Raw genomic sequence first — 18865 nt, forward strand, 5'->3', positions numbered from 1 at the left:
CGTAACGATCGAGTGTCCAAGATCGCGGGGAACTTCAGCCCGGGCGGCCATCAAACGCCGTACGGTGTCGCCTACTCCGCGATCCGGCTACGCAACTCTTTGCGGGACATCACGGCTTTCCCAGCGGAATCCAATACACTTTCAGGATCTGATCCAGGTTCGAGTCCTGAATGTTACCTCCGTCCGCTGCAAATCGCTCCCCCTTACGGACAAAGAGTAGCGTGGATGCAGATCCCCTGTGCTCCCACCAGACAGTCGTCTTCTTTGTGGAACCCACGATGGACAGCGTCAGCTGCCCATTCCGCCCAGTATCCTGAACATCCATTACCGCTAGAGCAATACCAGAAGATGCAACTGGACTGGATTCATAATAAAGCTGTGGGTCTTGCTTGCTGGATTCCCATAGCTTATGGGTATTCCCGACAAGGTCTGCGAGGACGGTTTGCCCGTAAGCCGTGAAGCTGGTGTGAACCGTGATGTCACGGGCCGCGAGGCCGCTAGTGGCGTGGAGGGCGCCATAGGCCATGAGGTTGCCACGGGTCGTGAGCGTCCCATCGACCTTTACGTCTGAGAGCTTGATCTCTTCTTTGTACTTCGGTTGGATATCATCCACCTTCAAGGAATCTCCAACTTCAAGCCTGTGGATATAGCCCTGCGAACTGATGAGCGTGCCCTCCGGGCCCATTTGAAGAGTGTCGTCGATTCTGGTGTAACCGTGGAGTTGGGTCGTTCCTTTGACGATGAGGGAGTTGTAGCCGGGGCGGAGGCTGTTGACCGTGAGGGTGTCGTTGGCCTGGATCGGGCCGTTGACGGTGAGGGATCCGTTGACGGTGCCGTGGACGGTGAGGTTGCCGATTTCAAGGTCTGGTTTTCGGACGGTGACCTGGGCGTAGAGGGTGCGGGTGACGGGGTTGGTGGGGTCGCCGGTGGTGCCGCGCAGGTAGAAGGTGGTGTCGGATTTGATGTTGGTGATGGTGCGGGTGGTTTCGTTGGTGACGTTGAGGTTGGTATCTCCGTAGAGCAGTTCGTAGGTGGCGTTGGTGGAGCGTTTCCAGGTCAGGGTGATCTCGCCGCCGTTGTCGATCCGGGTTTCGTCAGCCACGAATTCGATCATGTAGAAGTCGGCCGGGAATTTGCCGACGCTGAACACGGTGGACCTGTCCTGGAAGGCGCTCTTGCCGGTTCGGGAGTGTTCGGTCACGCAGATCGGTACGGTGCCGACCTTGCGGCTGATCGGGATCTGTGAGAGCTGGATAGTGAATCCGGTGTCGGGCCCGATCGTTTCGTGGCTTCCGGCCGGGGAGAAGACGAACTCCTTCGCCGTCTCGTCCAGTCGGGCTGTCCAGCCGTTGAGGGTGATCCGTGGGTTGACGCTCGACAGGTTCGTGGCCAGGTCCGGTGACATCGTCCCGGCCGGCACTTTCACCTTGATCCATTTCACATCGGCCGGAGTGCCACTGTGCCGCGAGCCGACGATGATCAGCTCACCGCGCTCCTCGGGTTCCTCGGGCTTTTCCGGGGAGGCCTTGAGCGGGTCGGGGCTGGTGGTCAGGTCGTAGGACAGCAGCGGTTCTTGGGCGGTGGGGTCCGTGGTGCGGGTGGGGGAGACCAGGGCCATGATGATGCTCCTCGGGCTGGCAGGCGTGCCGCAGCACCGTTGTCGGTGCGCTGGTGGTGGGTCAGCTGTCGGTGCTGCTGTGCAGTGCGGCGTTGTCGAGGGTAAGGAAGCCGGAGCGGATCTCGGGTTCGGCCAGCGGGAGGTCGGCGGGGTCCTGGCTGAGGATCGGGAGTTTCTCCCAGGTGCTGCCGCGCCTTTCGGTCCAGGTCCAGGTGCCTGTGATGCCGGCGGGTGCGGGCATCAGTACGGTCTCCTGGGCCTGTTCCTGGGCGCCGAGCAGTGCGGTGGTGCCGGCGAGCAGGGGGCCGGTGCGGAAGTTCACGGACATGCGGGCGAGGGCCTGGTCGGTGAATTCCTGGGGGATGAACACGCGCTTGGTGGCGAGGATGTCGGTCGTGGCGTGGACGGCGGCGCGCGGGTCGCACAGGACGGTGGCCACTGCGGTGTTGTGGCCGCCGAAGTCGAGTTGCAGGCTGGGCTTGTCGCCGATCGGCCGTAGGTAGTCGTCGCTGCCTGTGGCGGGGGTGATCACGGTCTCGAAGTGGGTGTAGTCGTTGTCGGCGACATATCCGACCAGTCCGTCGTCGGTCTGGGCTACCTCGCCCAGGCGGATCGTCCAGGGGTAGTCGGGCAGTTGCGGCTGCGGCGGGTCGAAGAGGGCCTGCCAGCTGACGTCGGTGCGCACGGGGCCTCGTAGTTGCATGGTCAGCCGGGTGCGGACCAGGGCGAGGGGGCGGCCGAGGAGGAATCCGAGGCCGGGGTCGGCCGGGCCGTCCGGGTCGATGGTCTCCAGGGTGCGGTCGACGGTGGCGCGGAAGGCGTCGAAGGTCTGCGGGCCGCGGGTTTTGATGGCGCTCAGCAGGCGGTAGGTGTGCGGGGAGCGTGTCTGCAGCTGCTCGAAGTCGTCGAGGTCGGAGCCGGGCAGTGCCGTCCAGGACACCTCGTGCTCGTCGTTGGGGCCCAGGGTGACGCGCAGTTCGCCGAGCGATGTGCCGTCGGGTGTGTGGACGACGAGGGATTCGTCGAGGCGGTTGTGGAGCAGCCAGGCGCAGACGGGGTTGGTGCCGGGGGTGAGGTCGGTGTCTTCTTCGTCGCCGGTGGCGGACAGGAAGGCGAAGTCGAGCCGGGCCGGCTGGAGCAGGCGGGGGCCGAGTTCGACCAGACGCCCGCTGTCGTAGCCGCTGACCGGGTGGGCGGGCCGCATGGTGTCGGACATCTCGGGCCGGAAGTGGCTGGGTTCTGCGATGAGGTTGACGGAGCGTCCGAAGCGGTCGACGACGGCCAGGTTGAGGAAGGAGAGTTGTCCGGCGCGCAGTTCCTGGAAGGTGGATTCGGGCCACGGATCCCAGTCGCTGGCCGGCATGCCGCCGGGGTCCGGCGGGGGGTAGCCGCCGTTGCCGATGAGGTCGGCGATGTCGTCGTCGGCAGGCTGGAGTCCGCCGTGGGCCCGGCGCTGGGCGATGGCCGCGCCGAAGCCGTCGAGGGTCTGGGAGAGCAGGTCGGTGGAGCGGATGTCGGCGCGCAGGCGCCGCAGGCTGTCGGCGGGCAGCTGGTCGCGGACGCGGGCATAGGCGCCGAGAGCACCGTCGAGAGTGTGCCCGGGGGCGGGGGTGAGGATCTGCCGTCCGGAGATGACCAGGGGGGTGCCGGGGGTGCCGGTGCCCTGCCACTGGTAGCGGGAGCCGTCGATGAACTCCCAGTGTGCGGTGGTGCCGTCGTGGAACGGCAGGGGGAAGTACTCGGCCTTCCACAGCAGATACAGCGGTTGCCAGGGCATCTGCCAGGCTGCCGTGCCGTACTCGGGCAGTGTTCCGGTGACCTCGCGGATCTGGCCGGTGGCGAGGGCCCGGTCGAGGATGAGGAATTCGGTCAGCAGCGCGTGGAAGCAGGCGGGCAGGTGGGTGAGGTCGACCTGGCGGACGAGGCCGGCCACGTCGCTGGTGGTGATGCCGGATGCGCGGGTGATCAGGCGATCGGGAGTGCGGCACGGTAGTGGGGTGCCGCGGGTGAGCGGTGCGTGCAGGTTGGCGCCTTGCAGGGCGAGTGCGGGGTCGGCGGAGTACTCGAAGTCCTGGGCGGGGACGCGGATGAGGCGGCGGTCGGCGCGTGCTCCGAAGGCGGGGTAACGGGTGGCGATGCTCGCGGACAGCTCCTCCTCCGTCCTGCCCCAGGGCAGGGTGCGGCGCTGCTCGGCCAGGCGCCTGGCCAGGGCGGTGACGTGACCGGCCGCGCCGTCGGGGTTGGCGGGGTCGAGTTCGGCGTCGATGCGCTCCCCGAACTCGTCGGAGTGCCGTTCCAAACGGCTGAGCCACCACAGGTGATAGAGGCGTTCGCGGGCGGCGTCCAGTTCGGCTTCGATGGCGTCATGTCCGGCTTGCCTGCGGTTGAGGTCGGCGATGGTCTCCGCCTCGGCCGCGCGGGCGGTGTGCCGGGCGGCTACGGCGTCCGGCGAGGGAATGTGGCCTGGGTCGCCGCCGCGTTCGCCGATGAACCAGCGGTAGCCGCCGGGCACGGGACCAAAAGCGGTGTCGTGGGCGCGGCGGTCGGTGAGGATGTCCGCTTCGGGACGGTCACGGTCCTCCAGGCCCTCGATGCCGCCGAGCAGGAAGGCGCGGAAGAGGTCGGCTTCGTCCGCGGAGAAGGCCCCTGTGCCGTCGGCTTGGGCACCGAGTTCGGCCGCGGCCTCGCCCATGGTGTTGGCGACCATCGTGGTGACGTCCTCGCGGCGGGGGCAAGGGGAGTCGGGGACCGGGCCGGTCAGGTCCCAGTCCAGGCCGAGGACGGTGCCGGTGTAGACGGAGGTGCGGATGCCGCTGCCGGAGCCGGCGGGCTTGGTCCACTCCAGGCGTCGCAGGAGGTCTGCGAGGTCCTCGGTGCCGGCGAGGATGTCGGCAGCCGGGTCGGCGTACCAGCCGGCGACGAAGTAGCTGAGTTGCTCCCGCTCCGCTACGCCTTCCAGCGTGTCGTGCAGGGAGAAGACGTTCTCGTTATAGGGCTGGAAGACGGAGAACGTGAGCAGCCCGGGACCGATCGCGGTGAGGAAGGGGGCGCGCCGGTCGGCGGGCTCCTGCCAGGGACCGGTGAGGGGATGGCACTTGCCGATGAGCGTGGCCTGGGGCGTGGCGCTTTCCGGGTCCTGGAAGGAGACGGTGCCGTTCGTCGGATCGAGGTAGTCGCTTTCGACGATCCAGGCGGTGAGCGTGCGGGTGCTGTCCCCGTGGCGGACGACCAGCCATCGGTTGGGGACGAGGGGGAAGTCGCCGACGCCCTCGTCGTCATCGTGCCGGCCGCGGGTGAGTGCGGCGGGCAGTTCCCACTGGAGATAGACGCCGAGGCGGTCTTCGCGCCCGGTCCACTCCTCGGCGCCGGTGAAGGGCTCCGGCTCGGACGGGACGCCCTGTCCGATGTGTTTGAAGTTGGTGTTCCAGCGGTGGATGACGTGGTGGCTTCCGGTGTCGCGGGTCTGTCGATTGACGGCGAGGGCGGCCACCTCGACCGGCACGACCAGGGTGTTGTCCACTGACATGGCCCATCGGTCCTTTCACGAGCGTCGCGGGATGGGGCGGGGTGTGCTGGTCAGGGCCGGTAGGAGAAGGTCTGCGCCTGCGGCGCGTTGATCATCTGCAGGGCGAACTGCGCCGAGGAGAGCCGCTCGACGCCGTGGGCCTGCGACAGGGCGGGAACCAGAGCGTCGCCGGTGCCGTAGACATTGAGGACGTCCGCGTCACCGGGGCGCAGGAAGCGACGGAAGCGGCCGTCGCCCTTTCCCGGTGGGAACTCCCCCTCGATCCCCTCGATGGGATAGCCGATGTGGTCACCGCTGATCTCGCGCAGCTGGATCGTGCCCACGTTGCCGATGCCGAAGCAGAGGCCGCGCGGCGGCTCGGCCAGTTCGAACCGGTCGATCACCCGCGGGTAGAGCATGAGGCGGACATCGGTGCCGAAGAGGGCGCTGCGCAGCGGCTCCACGACACTGGGACCCGCGTAGGCGGTGATGATGGTCTGGGGCCAGTGCGGTACCAGATCGGAGCGGAGCAGTACCGCGCAGGCCGGTAGGGGTCCGCCGGTGGTGGCCAGGTCGTTGAGGTCGGCGTCCAGGGCGTGGCCGACGCCGACGCTGAGGGCCCCGTCCACGGCGGCGCGGACCCAGCCGGCATCGACGTAGGCGAAGCGGATGCTCTCCGGGGGCAGCATCCGGCTGTTCGGGACCAGGTGCTCGAAGCCCAGCATCTCCAGCCGTCGCAGCCGGTCGAGCCAGTCGGCGACGGGCCGGAACTCGCCCTCGGCGGCCTGGGTGATGATGCTGGCGACACCTGACTGGGACAGCAGTGACCGCACATCGGCCGCGGTGCGGGCCCGCCGGGCACCGGTGGTCGTGGCACTACGGCGCAGGCCGGCACGCAACTGCGGGCCGGCCTGCGCCACGGCGCGGGTGAAGCGGTCGCCGTCGCCATCGAGGAGCATGCGGTCGAAGGCTTCGAAGGACAGCGGTGCGGTCAGCTGCCGGGCCGTCACCGCACGGGTACCGAGCTGAAGCTGGGGGTGGGAGGCCAGGCGGCGTACGGCGGAGCGTGCGGTGGAGCGGAACTCCAGCAGGGCGGTGCGGAATTCTGCGTCGGACAGAGCGAGCGTGCGCCCTGCGGTGAAGGCGGCGCCGTAGCTGGTGTCGAAGACTCCGTACTTCTCCAGGTAGATCAATGCCTCGCCAGGCGATTTCAGCCGGGGGGCAGCAGGCGCGGGCAGCGCGCGGGCAGGCCGGGCGGTGAGCGGCCCGCGGTGGAAGGCGGCGGTGCGCTCCCCCGTCTCCAGGCGCTGTGGCAGGGCGACGGCGCCGCCCTCCATGCGGTCGAGGGCTTCGCGCTCCTCGGCGTCCGGGTTGGTCGGGGCACTGACCGGCAGGCGCAGCCGCAGCCCGTCCGCGGAGCGCGGGGTTTCGCCGTCGGTGGTGGCCAACTGCTGGGCGAGGTCACCGAAGCCGATGCCGGAGTCGGCATTGGTGGTGAAGGCCCAGGAGGTGAGCGAGACCAGACGCACGCCCTGGGACGGGGCGGGCTCGGTCAGGTACCGGTCGAAGCCTTCCAACGACACGAGGTGGACCACATGCCGGCCGCCCGCGGCGGCGGGGAACCGGTTGGCGACCACGACGCCGTTGAGCTGCCCCTCGTCCGGCTCCGGGTCGCCGTCGGACAGGGTGGCGTCGGGTGGGCCGCCCTCGCGGACGTGGGCGAGGTAGCCCATCTCCACCGGCAGGGGTTTGACCTTGTCGAAGAGGTCGGCCGGGACCAGGACCGTCGCGCAGTGCTCGTCGTACTCCTCCGGCCGCATGCTCAGCTCCGGCAGGTCCGGCGGCTCCCCCGCGCCCAGGCCGCGGGTGAGGAGTCCCCGCACGGTGCCGGCCTTGACCAGGCCGACGGCATCGGGATCCTCGGGCAGTTCGTTCTCCCGGAACAGCAGCAGCGCCATCCAGGGCACCGCGCGCTGTGCCTCACGCTCTTCCTCGCTGGCACCAGGTACCAGGGGCCGGTTCCAGGGCAGGCCGGGGGCGTCGAGGTTGATGTGCGGAAGGATCTCACTGTAGGTACCGACGGCGTCGGGTACCGGGAAGCGGGCGTTGATCCCTCCCGGGTCGATGCTGAACCGCGGCTCGATGACGTCGAACGGCTGCGGCGTGGCGACAATCTCGCGGTCGGCGCCTTCGTCGACGTCCTTGAGGACCTGTCGGTTGCCGATCTCGTAGCGGCCGGCGTACAGCGAGGGGATGCGGTGGTCGAAGAACCGGGTGCGGTGCCGGGCCGTGGGCGCGGTGAAGGGCTGGGGCCCCGATTCGGGTGCGGTGGTCACGAGCGTGCCTTTCGACAAGGGGCGGCTGCAAGCGCGGGCAGCGGACCGGCCGGTGGAGGAAAAGGGGGGCCGGCCGGCGAGAAATGACGGGACGGCGCCGGATCAGCCGGCGGGCACCAGCATCGGATTCGCGGTGAAGGCGGTGCCCGCGGCCCGGGCGTACCCGCTCAAGTCCGAATCGAGTGTGCCGAGTTGCGAACCCAGCCTCCCCAGCGCGCTGGTGAGGGCAGACCGGTTGCTGCGGGTGCCGGCCGCGTCGATACCGTCCTGGATCTTCTCGATCACTCGGCCGGGGCGCTGCGGGTCGGCGCCGGAGGGTTCCTCGCCCGCGGACAGCGGCTGGTTGCCGTCCGGCGCGATCGGGTCGAACGAGATGCCCTTCTCGTCGATGAACCCGGTGGACTCGCCGTAGTCCACCGGGGGCGAGATCAGCCGGACCCCCAGAATGCGGTCGGGGATCAGCCCGTCACCGCCCGGATCCCGGCTCGTGCCCCACAGACCGTTGACGACATTCCCGCGGATCAGCGTCCGCCCCCAGTCCGTCAGGCTCTCGGTGCCATCGTTGTAGTCGAGCCACACGCGCAGCTCGCTGTCCCGGCCCTTGACCTGCATGGGCAGGATGTCCACCGTCCGGTCGGTCTCCACCGGCATGGTGCTGTCGCGGTCCAGGAACACCTTGCTGACCGGCGCCTGGGTGTCGGCGGTGAAGGTGAAGCCGCCGCTGTCGACCAACCACGGCTTGACAGCGCTCCGGGCGGCAGGAGCGGATGTGCCCTCACCGGCGTATCCGGAAATCGCGGTCGTACGGACCATGGTCGCGGGCGGTGGCAGCATGCCTTGGAATCCGCCCCAGTCCAGCGCGGGAGGCTCCCTGCGGCGGTCGGCGCCGAATCCGATGGTGAAGGAGATGAACCACAGGTGGACGGTGGCCTCCCCGCCCACCGCGGGCCCCCACACCCGCACGCTGACCCCGACCTCGATGGAGATCGTGACCTTGACGAACCACACCTTGATGGTGGCGGAGACACCGACCCGGACCCCGATGCCCACATCGAAGTAAAACGGGTTCCACTCCACGAGGGCATCCACCCTGGCGTGGAGCCAGGCCCGCAGCGGCCCGGCGTGGAAGGTGACATCGAGCCCGCCGCCCGCCATCAGCGACTTCGGCGTCAGTGCGGCGTAGGCGCTGCCGGTGATGTTGACCGTGTCGCCGATGCCCCAGGTCAGACCGGCGGGCTGCTGCTTCGGGTAGCGGGCAGGCAGCTCACGGCCCCGCGGGATGGCACCAAGGATCAGCGCGAAATCCCCGGCCTTGGGGTGCTTGCCGAACCAGAACTTCATCCCCACGCCACCGCGCAGCTTGCAGTTCGGGTCGATGAGGAAGGTCTTCTCGGTGAATCCGGCGCTGAAACTCAGCTCCCCGGCCATGGGCCGCAGCGTCGCCTCGATACCGATCTCCACCCGGGCGATCTTCTTGTCACCCTTCGTGGGCAGCTCGGCGCCACCCGCCCCGAGCAGACTGATCGTCAGATCCGATCCGGTCTGCACCAGAGCCATCATGCGGCCACGCAAGGAGGCGAAGCAGTCGAAGGCCAGGCCGGCGGCCAGCCACAGGTCTCCCTCCTGCGGCCGCACCCACGGGTTGGAGCCGCCGATCAGCTTGTTCAGCACGGACAGCGGATCGACCTCGTCCTCGTCCGCGCCGATCTCGCCCGGGTTGTCGAGGGCGACCAGGAACGGAAATTCGCCCAGGGCCTCCGCCGACGGGACCCGCACCCGGCTGTTCCACCCGAACCCGGCGGCGATACCCCGTACCTGGAAGCAGGGCAGACCGATACCGGTCTCGCTGCCCAGCGAGCCGTAGGCGAACAACGACGGCCGGGCCCCGTTTCCGTCGGGAACGACATACGCACCCATCAAGGAACCGTTGAACGTGCCGGTGTCCATCAGCAGCGTCCCGCCGATCACCGCCTTGTAGGGCGGGGAGGCCGGCAGGGCGGTCAGCGCCCCCGCGATCCGCAGCGGCGGGCTCTCGTAGTTGACGCTGATGCCGTTGCCGACGTCGCCGCCACCGGGTGTGCCGATCGGCGACCAGCCGCGCACCATCGGCGACTCAAGAACCCGCACGCCCGCGCGCCGGTACGCCGGCGGCCGGGGGACGAGGATGCCATGCTCTGTCACCAAGGCCCGTGGCCCGCGGTCCCGTTCACGTTCGGCGGCCGTCCGCAGGCGGACCGGGGGAAGGGACCGGCCCAGGCCGTCCAGCCGCCCGGCATCGGTCTGGGCTGCTGCGGGGCCCCGTCCGGTCAGCCGCAAGGCCCGTCCATCCGCCACCGCCCAGGCCCCGGGGGGAAGTTCGGCGCCGGCCGCAGCACCATCGATCAGCAACAGCCCGCGGCCCTCACCGAGATCGGCGGTTGCCAGCGTCCCAATCACCAGTTCACCGTCGCCGGTGAAAGCGACCCGCACCGGCACCAGGGCCGCACCAGCGGTAGTGGCGGCCTGACCGGTGACCCACAACTCCTTCGGATCACACACCGCGCCCTCGACCCGCAGCTCCCCGCCGCGGAACACCAGACCCACATCGGGCGCGCAGCCATCGAGCACAGAGGCCGGGATCTCGACCGCTCCCCCCGGCGCCGCCAGCTGAAGAATTTCCCGGATGTCACCCACACGTACTGACACAGAGACCCAGCCTCCGAACCGCAGCAAAAGGGAAGAGCAGACCAGCGCAGCGCCCTACTGGAAGCGACACCCCATACCCGGCATCGGACCTACCGGACCGTGATCGACCGATTACGGACAGTACACGGCCGCTGGCCGACATGGCGGACGACCAGGCAGTTTGCGCCAACGGGCCCGCGGCCAACACCCACCCCTTCCGTCACAGCAGAAGGCGGACGCCCGAAGCGCGTGCGCCGGTCGAGCACGCCGCGCACCACTGGCCGCCAACGACCGATGACGAGCCGTCCACCCATACCCAGAAGGCATCCACGGCCACGTCCGGTCGGCGTTCTGACAGAACGAGGAGCAGCGGTCCACGACAGATGCCGAGCGTCGCCACCACCCTCCACCACGACCCCACGCCCTTCGTTGTCCTGATCCAGCCGCAGGGCGCCGCGGACCGGGGTTGCCGCGCTCCCTTGACGACGTCGCGCTCGGCGAGAGCAAGCGAAGCCGATGAGGCGGATAGCCGACCAGAACACCATTGGGATGCAAGGAGCGGGTGCCGGCACACGGTCTCCGGCAGGAGTGCCAGGGCCGGGAAGGGGGACCTGCGGAGCCGGTATGCTGGGGCTGCTGCGGCACCTCCCACCCTCACCCACGTGGTGAGTTACGGCCTGCGGTGGTCGAGACGTCTCATGGCATGAGGATGAAACACAGGTGCTGATAGCGGGCCGGTATCGGCTGCAGGACGTGGTCGGTCGGGGAGCGGTGGGGGAGGTCTGGCGGGCCTTCGATGAATCGCTCGGCAGACCGGTGGCGGTGAAACTGCTGCTTCCCCAGGGCTCCGACCCCAGCGCCGCCTCCCGCTTCCGCCTGGAGGCGCAAACGGCCGGATGCCTCAACCACCCGCACGTGGTCGGTGTCCTCGACTTCGGCGAGCACGAGGACCGTCTGTTCCTGGTGATGGAACTGGTCGAGGGCGACAGCCTTGCCCGGCTCGCCGGTTCCGGCCCGCTGCTTGCCGAGCGCGTGGCCCTTATCGCTGCGCAGGCCGCGGCCGGGCTCGCCGCGGCTCACCGGCAGAACATTGTCCACCGGGACATCAAGCCTGCCAACCTCCTGCTGGACACCCACGGTGCGCTGAAGATCGGCGACTTCGGCATCGCACGGTTCGTCGACGACCCCGGTGCCGCCCTCACCGCCACCGGACAGATCGTCGGCACCAGTCTCTACCTCGCGCCCGAGCGCGCCCTGGGCCGGCCCGCCGGCCCTGCCTCGGACGTGTACGCACTGGGGTGCGTGCTCTATCAACTCCTCACCGGGCGGCCGCCGTTCCAGGCGGACACCGCCCTCGCGATCCTCCACCAGCACCTCGACGCCTCCCCCGTGCCACCCCGGCAGCTCGGCGCCAGCCTCCCGCCTGCGTTCGAGAGCTACCTGCTCGGGCTCCTGGCCAAGCAGCCCGAGGACCGGCCCACGGCCGATCAGGCGGCGGACTGGTTCGGGCGCGGAGCCTGGCGCGGGACGCCGGAGCCCCTGCCGCAGGAACTACCCAACCAGGGCCGCAGGCCCGCACCCTCCGCCGTGCGCGGGCCGCACATCACCGGCCCGGGCACCGCCGTCCCCGGTACCCCAATACCAGGCACCGCCGCACCTGCCCCCTCTGTCGGGGGTGTCTCTGTCCGGGCAGCAGAAACGGAGTGGAAGACGACGGTGCACCGGGCCGCGCCGCACCGCCCTCGCCTGCCCTTGACCCGCCGTTCCCGCCTGGTGGCGCTGCTGGGCGGTGCCGCCTTGTTCTCCGTGGCGCTGCTCGCCGGCTTGACGTGGTTCTCGCCCGACACCGGTACGGCGCAGGTGCCGCAGGCTGAGCCGTCCGCGCTTGTGAACCCTTCCCTTTCACCGTCCCCGGCATCGAGTGGCACGGCTCCCTCATCTTCGCCCACCCCCTCGCCCTCTTCGTCCGCTGCGCAGACCGCCGACAAGAAGACGGCGGCACCGGCCGACCCCAACAAGAGCCCCAAGGCAGCGGGCAAGCACGGAGGTAAGGGCAAGCACTGACCAGGGTGTACCGAGCGGTGTGGTGACGTGGTGCGGCTCTGACCGAGCGACCTCGGACGTACGGCGAAGGGCTCCCCCGATCTCAACGGCCTTTACCGCCTCGCGCGTTGAGTCCGGCCATTCCCGCCCATCACGGACTGCCCGTCAGTGCATCCATTTTCGTGTCGATCCTGTGCATCTTTGCAGTCGGGGGCATGGATTCCGGACGAGGCCGCCCATCTCGCTGCGTGGCGCATGTCAATGCCGTGATAGCACGGACTAATCCAATTCGAGGGAGGCTACAACCGCATGGGTATCTTCAGCCGTCGCCAGAGCGCGACGATCGAGCAGACGCAGGCTGTTGGCCCCCGTACGCCCTTCCCGGCGGCCGATGCCACCGGAGTCGCGCTCGACCCCGCACTTCGTGCGCTGACCGGGCAATGGACCATCGACCGCCCGCACAGTCGCATCGGCTTCTCCGTGCGGCACGCGATGGTCACGACGGTGCGGGGTGCTTTCGCCGATTACGACAGCACGCTGTATTTCGACGGAGCCCGGCCCTCCCAATCCCGGGCCGAACTCGTCATTCGGGTCGCCAGCGTCGACACGGGCGTAGAACAGCGGGACGCACACCTCATCGGCACCGACTTCTTCGACGCACACCGCTACCCGGAGATGGTGTTCCGCAGCACCTCCACGATCCACGAGGGCGCAGAGAGCTTCCGCATGACAGGGGATCTGACGATCCGCGACATCACCCGTCCGGTCGAGCTGCAACTCGACTACCTCGGCTCGGTCTTGGACCCATTCGGCTACGAGCGGGCCGGCTTTGACGCCACCACCACCATCGACCGCACCGATTGGGGCTTGGTCTACAACCAACGCCTGGAAGCGGGCGGCGCCATGGTGAGCGAGAAAGTCCGGCTGCAGTTCGATATCTCCGCGATCCGGTCCATGCCTGTGGCGTAGTTGCCCCGGAAGGCCCCCTCCGTTCGGCACGCCCACACCCTCGACGAGGCGAGCTGCGTTAACGCGCCTTCTGGCGTTGGTGCTGCATTACCGCTGGGAGGGGGAGAGCCAGCAGGGCTCCCATCGGCTGCTTGGGCCCCTCCTCCCGGGGAGGGGGTGGTGCAACTGACATGCTGGTGACTCCCTCCAACCCACCCTTGAGTTCAGGCCGAACAACATTCAGTTTCTGCGAACTCGCGGACCCCACTGACTTTTAGGGACAACAGGGCCCGAGCGAGATCAAAAAGTACGGGGCGCTGGCAGCGGCTGCCTCACGTACAACAATTCCGCGAATTCACCACGTGCGGGGATGGGTGCGCCAGTCGGGTGGGCACTCGTCTCGGCGCTCAGGGGGCACGGGAAGCCTGCGCCCCCTGAGCTCGGCGGAAGCGCAGTCAGAGGCGTCGCAGCCATGCGGCTGCGCCGTGGCCGACCGCGAGGTAAATCAGCGCGGGAAGAGCGTAGTTGAAGAATACGCGCAGCCCTTCCGTCTCCATGATGAAGATGTCCTGCGACCAGCCAGCGAGCCAGTCGGCCACACCGTGCACGAAGCCGACGAAGACATTAGCCTGATTCGCTTCGAGCAGATAGAGCAGGATCCACAGCCCGAGGAATGCCGCGGCGACATCCGCGAGGCTGTGAATGATCAAGGCGAGTCGATCCGCTCCGTGGCCTCGCCGGTTCCCTCTCCCACTCCTTCTGGCATCGGAGTTTGTGTTCGGAACGGCGTTGTACGGACCGGCTGGGGCGGGGTCGTAGGGCGAGGGTGAATTGCTGCGATGCGGGGCGGGCGCCTCGACAAACGGCAGCGGAGCCGTCTCACCGGGATCCGGCGAGTTCGGTCCGCCGTGGTAGGGAGAGTTTCGACCGGAGTCGTAGGGGCGATTTTGCGGTATGCCTTCATTGGGGTAACTCACGCTTCCGCGCATTTCCCGTCGGACGATTCCGAAACTCCCTTCACCGCCATTTCACATCGATGCCCTCGGACCGCCACCTCACAATCGACAGGTCAATGGCGCGGGCGGCCGACTGGGGGCCGCCCGCGGCAACTTGAGGCGGGGGGCCGCAGACATCAAGGCACCACGCGGCCGATAGCGATCGGCACTCCCCACTGCGGCGCGCCGGGCGAAAGTGTCACACCCGGCCGCGGCTGCCTCACCGCAGACGCCGCGACGCCTCGATGCCCCGATCGCACCACGTACGGAGTCAGTTCATCCGTGCTGCTTGGCCGTGACGGTGAACTTGCCTCGAATCCCGTCACCCACCATGCCTGGCTTGCATGCCGTGGCGTACGCCCCGGGCTCGGACACCTTCACGCTCATCGTGCGGGAGGTGCCGGGGCCGATGCCCTCGACCTCGCTGACGACCTTTCGGTCGGGTCCGTAGAGGTAGAACTCGGTGATCTTGCTGCCTTGGTTGGAGACCTTGAAGGCGATGGGCCCGGCCTTGGCAGAAGTCCTGGAGAGTTTGCAGGCGTCGTCGGTGGCCTCGACGGCGATGGCCCCCGACTTCGAGTCGCCGCTCTGGCTCTTCTCGGCGCAGCCGGTCAGGGCGGCGAGTGCTCCGGCGGCGAGCAGGGCCGCGGCCATGGGCTGGGACATGCGAAGCGTCATGAGGGTTCTCCCTGGGAGGGCGGAGGCGGGGGTAGGCGGACGCAGTGTAGGCAACAGAGCGGCCGAGTTGTCCAAATCCCGCCCAACCATCGGCACTTCCTGAGCGTCACCAACGGCTCGACTCTGCACAACTCCCACGAAAGCGGCGGTCCGTTCCCACGAATATCGCCCGCTTCACTCGCTAATGCCCGAATTACGAGAGGGGTTGACTGGAACGCTTCATATACTTAGGTTCGCCTAACCTCACCTCCAGCCCGAAGGGATTCAGCCATGCCCAGATTCGTACCCGCCGTGTGCCTCGCGGTGCCACTCGCTCTTGTCCTGACCGCCTGCGGTGGCGCCGATTCGGACAAGAAGCCCGCCGCCCGGAGCGAGTCGAAGGAGACAGCCCCGGCCGGCGTCGCGCACCAGCACACCGTGCTGGCGGCGGAGATCGCGGCCAGGGGCGGCAAGATGCGCGTGGGCGACTACAACGTCGGCTACATCGTCGAGGCGGCCGAGCCGTGGTTCCACGCGGAGCACGGCACACACGGCAAGCAGGTCCACCGGGCCCCGGCCAAGGACGAGACCCACCACATCGAGATCATCCCGATGGAGGCCAAGACCGGCCGCATCGTGCCCGACGTGCCCATCACGCTCGAAGTGGTCAACAAGGACGGCAAGGTCGTCCAGGCCAAGGAACTGAACTTCTACTACTCGGAGTTCTTCCACTACGCCAACAACTTCTCGATACCCAAGGCCGGTAAGTACACCCTCCGCGCGAAGCTCGACACCCCGACGTTCCTGCGGCACGGCGCCAGCGGCGAGAAGCCCGCGCTCGGCGAGGGGGCCACGGCCACGTTCCGCAACGTGGAACTCAAGCCGGAGAGCTGACGGTGCAATCCACCTCCGCCAGAGGCCAGGCTGCACTCGGACCCCGGCCGGCCGGGGAACCGGGGCGGCCGGCCCTCGCCGTCGAAGACGAGGGCCCCGACGGCGCTCCGACACCGCCGTGGGCGCTGGTCGCCCTGGGCGTCGTGGCGTGCGCGGTCCTGGCAGCAGCCTGCTGGACGGCCTCCCATGTCCACCCCGACCCGCCGTTGCAGGCCGCAGCCCGCTTCCTCCACCTCGCGGCGCTCATCGTCGGGCTGGGTGCCGTGCTCGCCGTCGACTGGTTCGCCCTGCTCTGGCTGCTCGGACGTCGCCGTCTGAGCGATGTCCTCCAGACCGCCTGTGCGCTGCACACACCGATCTGGCTGGGACTGGGCGGACTCGTCCTCAGCGGGCTGTTCCTCCGCCCGGACCTGTCATCCCCGCTGACCTTGGTCAAGCTCGGACTCGTCCTCGCCGTCATGCTCAACGGCCTCTACGCGCACTGGCTCGGCCAGCGCCTGAGGCATGTGCAGGAGCACCCCGGACGCGTACCTCGACGCCTGCTGATGCAGACGGGGATCGCCGCCACGATCTCCCAGGGCGGATGGTGGGGCGCCAGCGTCATCGGGTTCCTCAACAGCCACCCCTGAACCGACACCTCACGATCTTCATGATCTTCGCTAGGAGACCGGCGTGCTCGCCAACTATCTGATCGGCCTGCGCGAGGGCCTGGAAGCCAGCCTCGTGGTCTGCATCCTCGTCGCCTACCTCGTCAAGACCGACAACCGCAGCAAACTGCCGCCGATCTGGCTCGGTGTGGGCATCGCCGTCGGCCTGAGCCTGGCCGTGGGCGCGGTACTGCAATTCGGCTCCTCCCAACTGACCTTCGAGGCACAGGAGGCGCTCGGCGGCGCCCTGTCCATCGTGGCCGTCGGGCTGGTCACCTGGATGGTCTTCTGGATGCGCCGCACCGCCCGGCACCTCAAGGCCGAGCTGCAGGGCAAGCTGAACGAAGCCCTGGCCATCGGCACCGGCGCGCTGGTCGCCACCGCATTCCTTGCGGTCGGCCGTGAGGGCCTGGAGACGGCGCTGTTCATATGGTCTGCCGTCCAGTCGACGGGCGACGGCGCACAGCCGGTGCTCGGAGCCGCCCTCGGACTGCTCTCGGCCGTCACGCTGGGCTGGCTCTTCTACCGCGGCGCACTGCGCATCAACCTGGCGAAGTTCTTCACCTGGACCGGCGCCCTGCTGGTCGTCGTGGCAGCAGGCGTCCTCGCCTACGGCATCCACGACCTACAGGAGGCCGACCTCCTCCCCGGCCTGGACGACCGGCTCTTCGACATCAGCGCGACCATCCCTCCCGACAGCTGGTACGGCACCCTGCTCAAGGGCATCTTCAACTTCCAGCCCAACCCGAGCGTGCTCCAGGCCACCGCCTGGGCGCTCTATCTGGCACCCGTCCTGTACTGGTTCCTGCGCCCTCAGCCCGCCAAAGAGGCACCGGCCCCGGCATAAGCCCCTCGCCGGATGCGGACGGCCACGTCGCCCATCCGGTGTCGGAACTGCCCGCACCAGATAGACCCGACGCCAAGAGGAGCCGCCGGAGCGTGGCGCCGATCCGCCACCATCGTGCTCGTACGCCACCTGGATTCCAGCGAGCGCGGGGCGGACCGTCACACACTCGCTTCACCAGCGTCCAGCAACAGGCTTTGGCTAGCAGAACCAGCCTCGAAAGGCCCCCTCGCTCCCCTCCTCCGCGTTGGGGGCCCGCCGCGCCACCGCCGCCAGCAGCCGCTGAACCGAGCGCTGCCATACAGCGGACCTCGTCAGCGGCCCCGCCTGCGTCCACGACGGAACGTCACGCATGCGCCGCCGCGGCTGGTACGGAGGGCGGTCCGGGGCGTCGGCCGCCGCACCGAAGAAGTCCCCGCCCTTGCGCTTGAAGCCGTCCGTGCCCCACGCCTGCCTCTGGCGCTGCTCGGCCGACGCCTTCTGCAGGTGCGGAATGTGCTTGGCGCAGTGGATGTACGCCTCCTCAACCGTGATCTCGACCCACAGCTGGGCTCGGCGCCCGGGCACGGGGTCGACCGGCAGCTCGGGCTGGGCGCGGCGCATCTCCTCGTCGGAGACGATTCGGGCCCGCCCATTGACGTGCAGGCCGATCCGGTCCTTCAGAAAGTCGATCATCAGGAGACCGACATGGGGGTTTTCCTCGATGTTGCCGAGGCTGGCGAGCACGCCGTTGCCCCGGTACTCGGGGTAGACCAGCGTCCTGTCGTCGAGGACCTGGAGGAAGCCGGGCGGACCGGCCCGGAAAGTGCTGTCGCACTCACCGTGCCGGTCGGAGGTGGCCAGGAAGCACATCTCCTGGCGCGCCACGAAGTCCCGCATCCTGGTGTTGAGCCGGTCCAGGACCTGCTCGTCGTAGAACTTGTCAGCGCGTGCGGTGGTGCCCATGCGCTCCTGGAGTTCACGCTCGCCCTCGCTGCCGGGCGGGAGCCGGCAGTCTCCAGCGGGCATGGGATCCACCGTGGGCATCCAGCCTGCCGTGGACATCTGGTCCGCCACCTGGCCCTCCCTGAGCGCCGCCTCGACGCCACCTCTCCACGTACCGGTCCCGGCCGAGCGGGAGGCTCCAACCGCCGAGTTCCGGCTTCGGCGAAGCGGATGGCGTACCGATACCAAGAAGTAGATGCCGGACGCGAGCGGGGCTGAGCGGGGGGGCCACATCCCCGCCCGCGTCGGGCACGGATCCTGCAGCCGGGGGGACCTCGGATCCGTCGTGTGCCGACGATCATCGGCACACTCAGGTCTGCGCCGTCGGCCCATCAAATGTCACACCCGCAGGCGAGCGAATTCTCATGCGCGCCCGTATCGGACGAATGCGCTCGCTGCAGGTGAGCATCTTCGTGGAGTTTGTGAAAGGCGTGGCGGATGCGCCGACTTGGTGGTCACAGGACATTTTCACCATGCACACAGAGGGCGTAGGCGCCCTCCTCAATTACGCTCTGCCAGCCGTGATCCACCTGCTGGCCGGACAGGGAATAGCCGCACGAATTCGCCGCCGTTCACCCTGTTGCGTCAATCCGAACCTGTGAAGAAACGAAGGCGGTTCAGCAACAGTTCTCAAAGCGGGCTACTTCCACTCCAGAAAATGTCCGGGGCGCGCCGACTCGGCGGCTTCACCGCTCCGTGGAAGTGCTGCGAGAGGCAAGGCGCCGGGGCC

Annotated in this window: 13 protein-coding genes; 6 read left to right on the forward strand and 7 right to left on the reverse strand. The window is 68.5% G+C overall.

The annotated features are described in order from the left end of the window. Positions 1–109 precede the first annotated feature (109 nt). The 4 genes from STRNI_RS08225 to STRNI_RS08240 form a co-directional block, all read right to left on the reverse strand. Positions 110–1618, reverse strand: a complete 1509-nt coding sequence (locus tag STRNI_RS08225) for a hypothetical protein (RefSeq protein WP_277410841.1) — start codon at positions 1616–1618, stop codon at positions 110–112. A 61-nt stretch (positions 1619–1679) separates the two neighbouring features. After that, on the reverse strand, positions 1680–5144 hold the full coding sequence (locus tag STRNI_RS08230; RefSeq protein ID WP_277410842.1) for a hypothetical protein: 3465 nt from the start codon (positions 5142–5144) through the stop codon (positions 1680–1682). Positions 5145–5194: 50 nt separating this feature from the next. Continuing rightward, positions 5195–7459, reverse strand: coding sequence for a hypothetical protein (locus STRNI_RS08235; protein ID WP_277410843.1), 2265 nt, complete (start codon positions 7457–7459; stop codon positions 5195–5197). 102 nt (positions 7460–7561) lie between these two features. Further along, complete coding sequence (locus STRNI_RS08240; RefSeq protein WP_277410844.1) at positions 7562–10144, reverse strand: DUF6603 domain-containing protein; 2583 nt, start codon at positions 10142–10144, stop codon at positions 7562–7564. Positions 10145–10843: 699 nt separating this feature from the next. Between STRNI_RS08240 and STRNI_RS08245 the strand changes: the two genes are divergently transcribed. Both STRNI_RS08245 and STRNI_RS08250 read left to right on the forward strand, forming a co-directional pair. Further along, positions 10844–12187 (forward strand): serine/threonine-protein kinase, encoded by a 1344-nt coding sequence (locus STRNI_RS08245; RefSeq protein WP_277410845.1) that lies wholly within the window; start codon positions 10844–10846, stop codon positions 12185–12187. 288 nt (positions 12188–12475) lie between these two features. Next, positions 12476–13135, forward strand: a complete 660-nt coding sequence (locus STRNI_RS08250; protein ID WP_018092850.1) for a YceI family protein — start codon at positions 12476–12478, stop codon at positions 13133–13135. A gap of 434 nt (positions 13136–13569) precedes the next feature. Here the strand turns inward: STRNI_RS08250 and STRNI_RS41560 are convergent, their stop codons facing one another. Together STRNI_RS41560 and STRNI_RS08260 are read right to left on the reverse strand one after the other, a co-directional pair. Continuing rightward, positions 13570–13983: a hypothetical protein gene (locus STRNI_RS41560; protein WP_381684750.1), complete on the reverse strand. Its 414-nt coding sequence runs from the start codon at positions 13981–13983 to the stop codon at positions 13570–13572. A 402-nt stretch (positions 13984–14385) separates the two neighbouring features. Further along, positions 14386–14787 (reverse strand): cupredoxin domain-containing protein, encoded by a 402-nt coding sequence (locus tag STRNI_RS08260; protein WP_229838429.1) that lies wholly within the window; start codon positions 14785–14787, stop codon positions 14386–14388. A 270-nt stretch (positions 14788–15057) separates the two neighbouring features. Between STRNI_RS08260 and STRNI_RS08265 the strand changes: the two genes are divergently transcribed. Genes STRNI_RS08265 through efeU form a run of 3 tightly spaced genes read left to right on the forward strand, consistent with a single transcriptional unit; the run spans position 15058 to position 17154 of the window. Beyond that, positions 15058–15660 (forward strand): iron transporter, encoded by a 603-nt coding sequence (locus STRNI_RS08265; protein WP_159485340.1) that lies wholly within the window; start codon positions 15058–15060, stop codon positions 15658–15660. Positions 15661–15662: 2 nt separating this feature from the next. Next, positions 15663–16289 (forward strand): hypothetical protein, encoded by a 627-nt coding sequence (locus STRNI_RS08270; RefSeq protein WP_159485342.1) that lies wholly within the window; start codon positions 15663–15665, stop codon positions 16287–16289. Positions 16290–16332: 43 nt separating this feature from the next. Beyond that, positions 16333–17154 (forward strand): iron uptake transporter permease EfeU, encoded by an 822-nt coding sequence (gene efeU / locus STRNI_RS08275; protein WP_018092845.1) that lies wholly within the window; start codon positions 16333–16335, stop codon positions 17152–17154. 198 nt (positions 17155–17352) lie between these two features. On the opposite strand, the gene STRNI_RS08280 is transcribed toward efeU, so the two are convergent. Then, positions 17353–18159: a pyridoxamine 5'-phosphate oxidase family protein gene (locus tag STRNI_RS08280; RefSeq protein WP_266444362.1), complete on the reverse strand. Its 807-nt coding sequence runs from the start codon at positions 18157–18159 to the stop codon at positions 17353–17355. Between the two features lie 341 nt (positions 18160–18500). Between STRNI_RS08280 and STRNI_RS08285 the strand changes: the two genes are divergently transcribed. Further along, positions 18501–18737 carry a hypothetical protein gene (locus STRNI_RS08285; RefSeq protein WP_159485348.1) on the forward strand — a complete coding sequence of 79 codons (237 nt, stop codon included), beginning with the start codon at positions 18501–18503 and terminating at the stop codon, positions 18735–18737. Positions 18738–18865 lie beyond the last annotated feature (128 nt).

Source organism: Streptomyces nigrescens, from assembly GCF_027626975.1.
Classification (GTDB): Bacteria; Actinomycetota; Actinomycetes; order Streptomycetales; family Streptomycetaceae; genus Streptomyces; species Streptomyces nigrescens.

Excerpts from the sequence above, each read along its gene's own strand:
- STRNI_RS08265 (WP_159485340.1), top strand. The coding sequence starts at position 15,058 with ATGCCCAGATTCGTACCCGCCGTGTGCCTCGCGGTGCCACTCGCTCTT.
- STRNI_RS08260 (WP_229838429.1), bottom strand. The coding sequence starts at position 14,787 with ATGACGCTTCGCATGTCCCAGCCCATGGCCGCGGCCCTGCTCGCCGCC.
- STRNI_RS08285 (WP_159485348.1), top strand. The coding sequence starts at position 18,501 with ATGCGCGCCCGTATCGGACGAATGCGCTCGCTGCAGGTGAGCATCTTC.
- STRNI_RS08280 (WP_266444362.1), bottom strand. The coding sequence starts at position 18,159 with ATGCCCGCTGGAGACTGCCGGCTCCCGCCCGGCAGCGAGGGCGAGCGT.
- STRNI_RS08230 (WP_277410842.1), bottom strand. The coding sequence starts at position 5,144 with ATGTCAGTGGACAACACCCTGGTCGTGCCGGTCGAGGTGGCCGCCCTC.
- STRNI_RS08225 (WP_277410841.1), bottom strand. The coding sequence starts at position 1,618 with ATGGCCCTGGTCTCCCCCACCCGCACCACGGACCCCACCGCCCAAGAA.
- STRNI_RS08250 (WP_018092850.1), top strand. The coding sequence starts at position 12,476 with ATGGGTATCTTCAGCCGTCGCCAGAGCGCGACGATCGAGCAGACGCAG.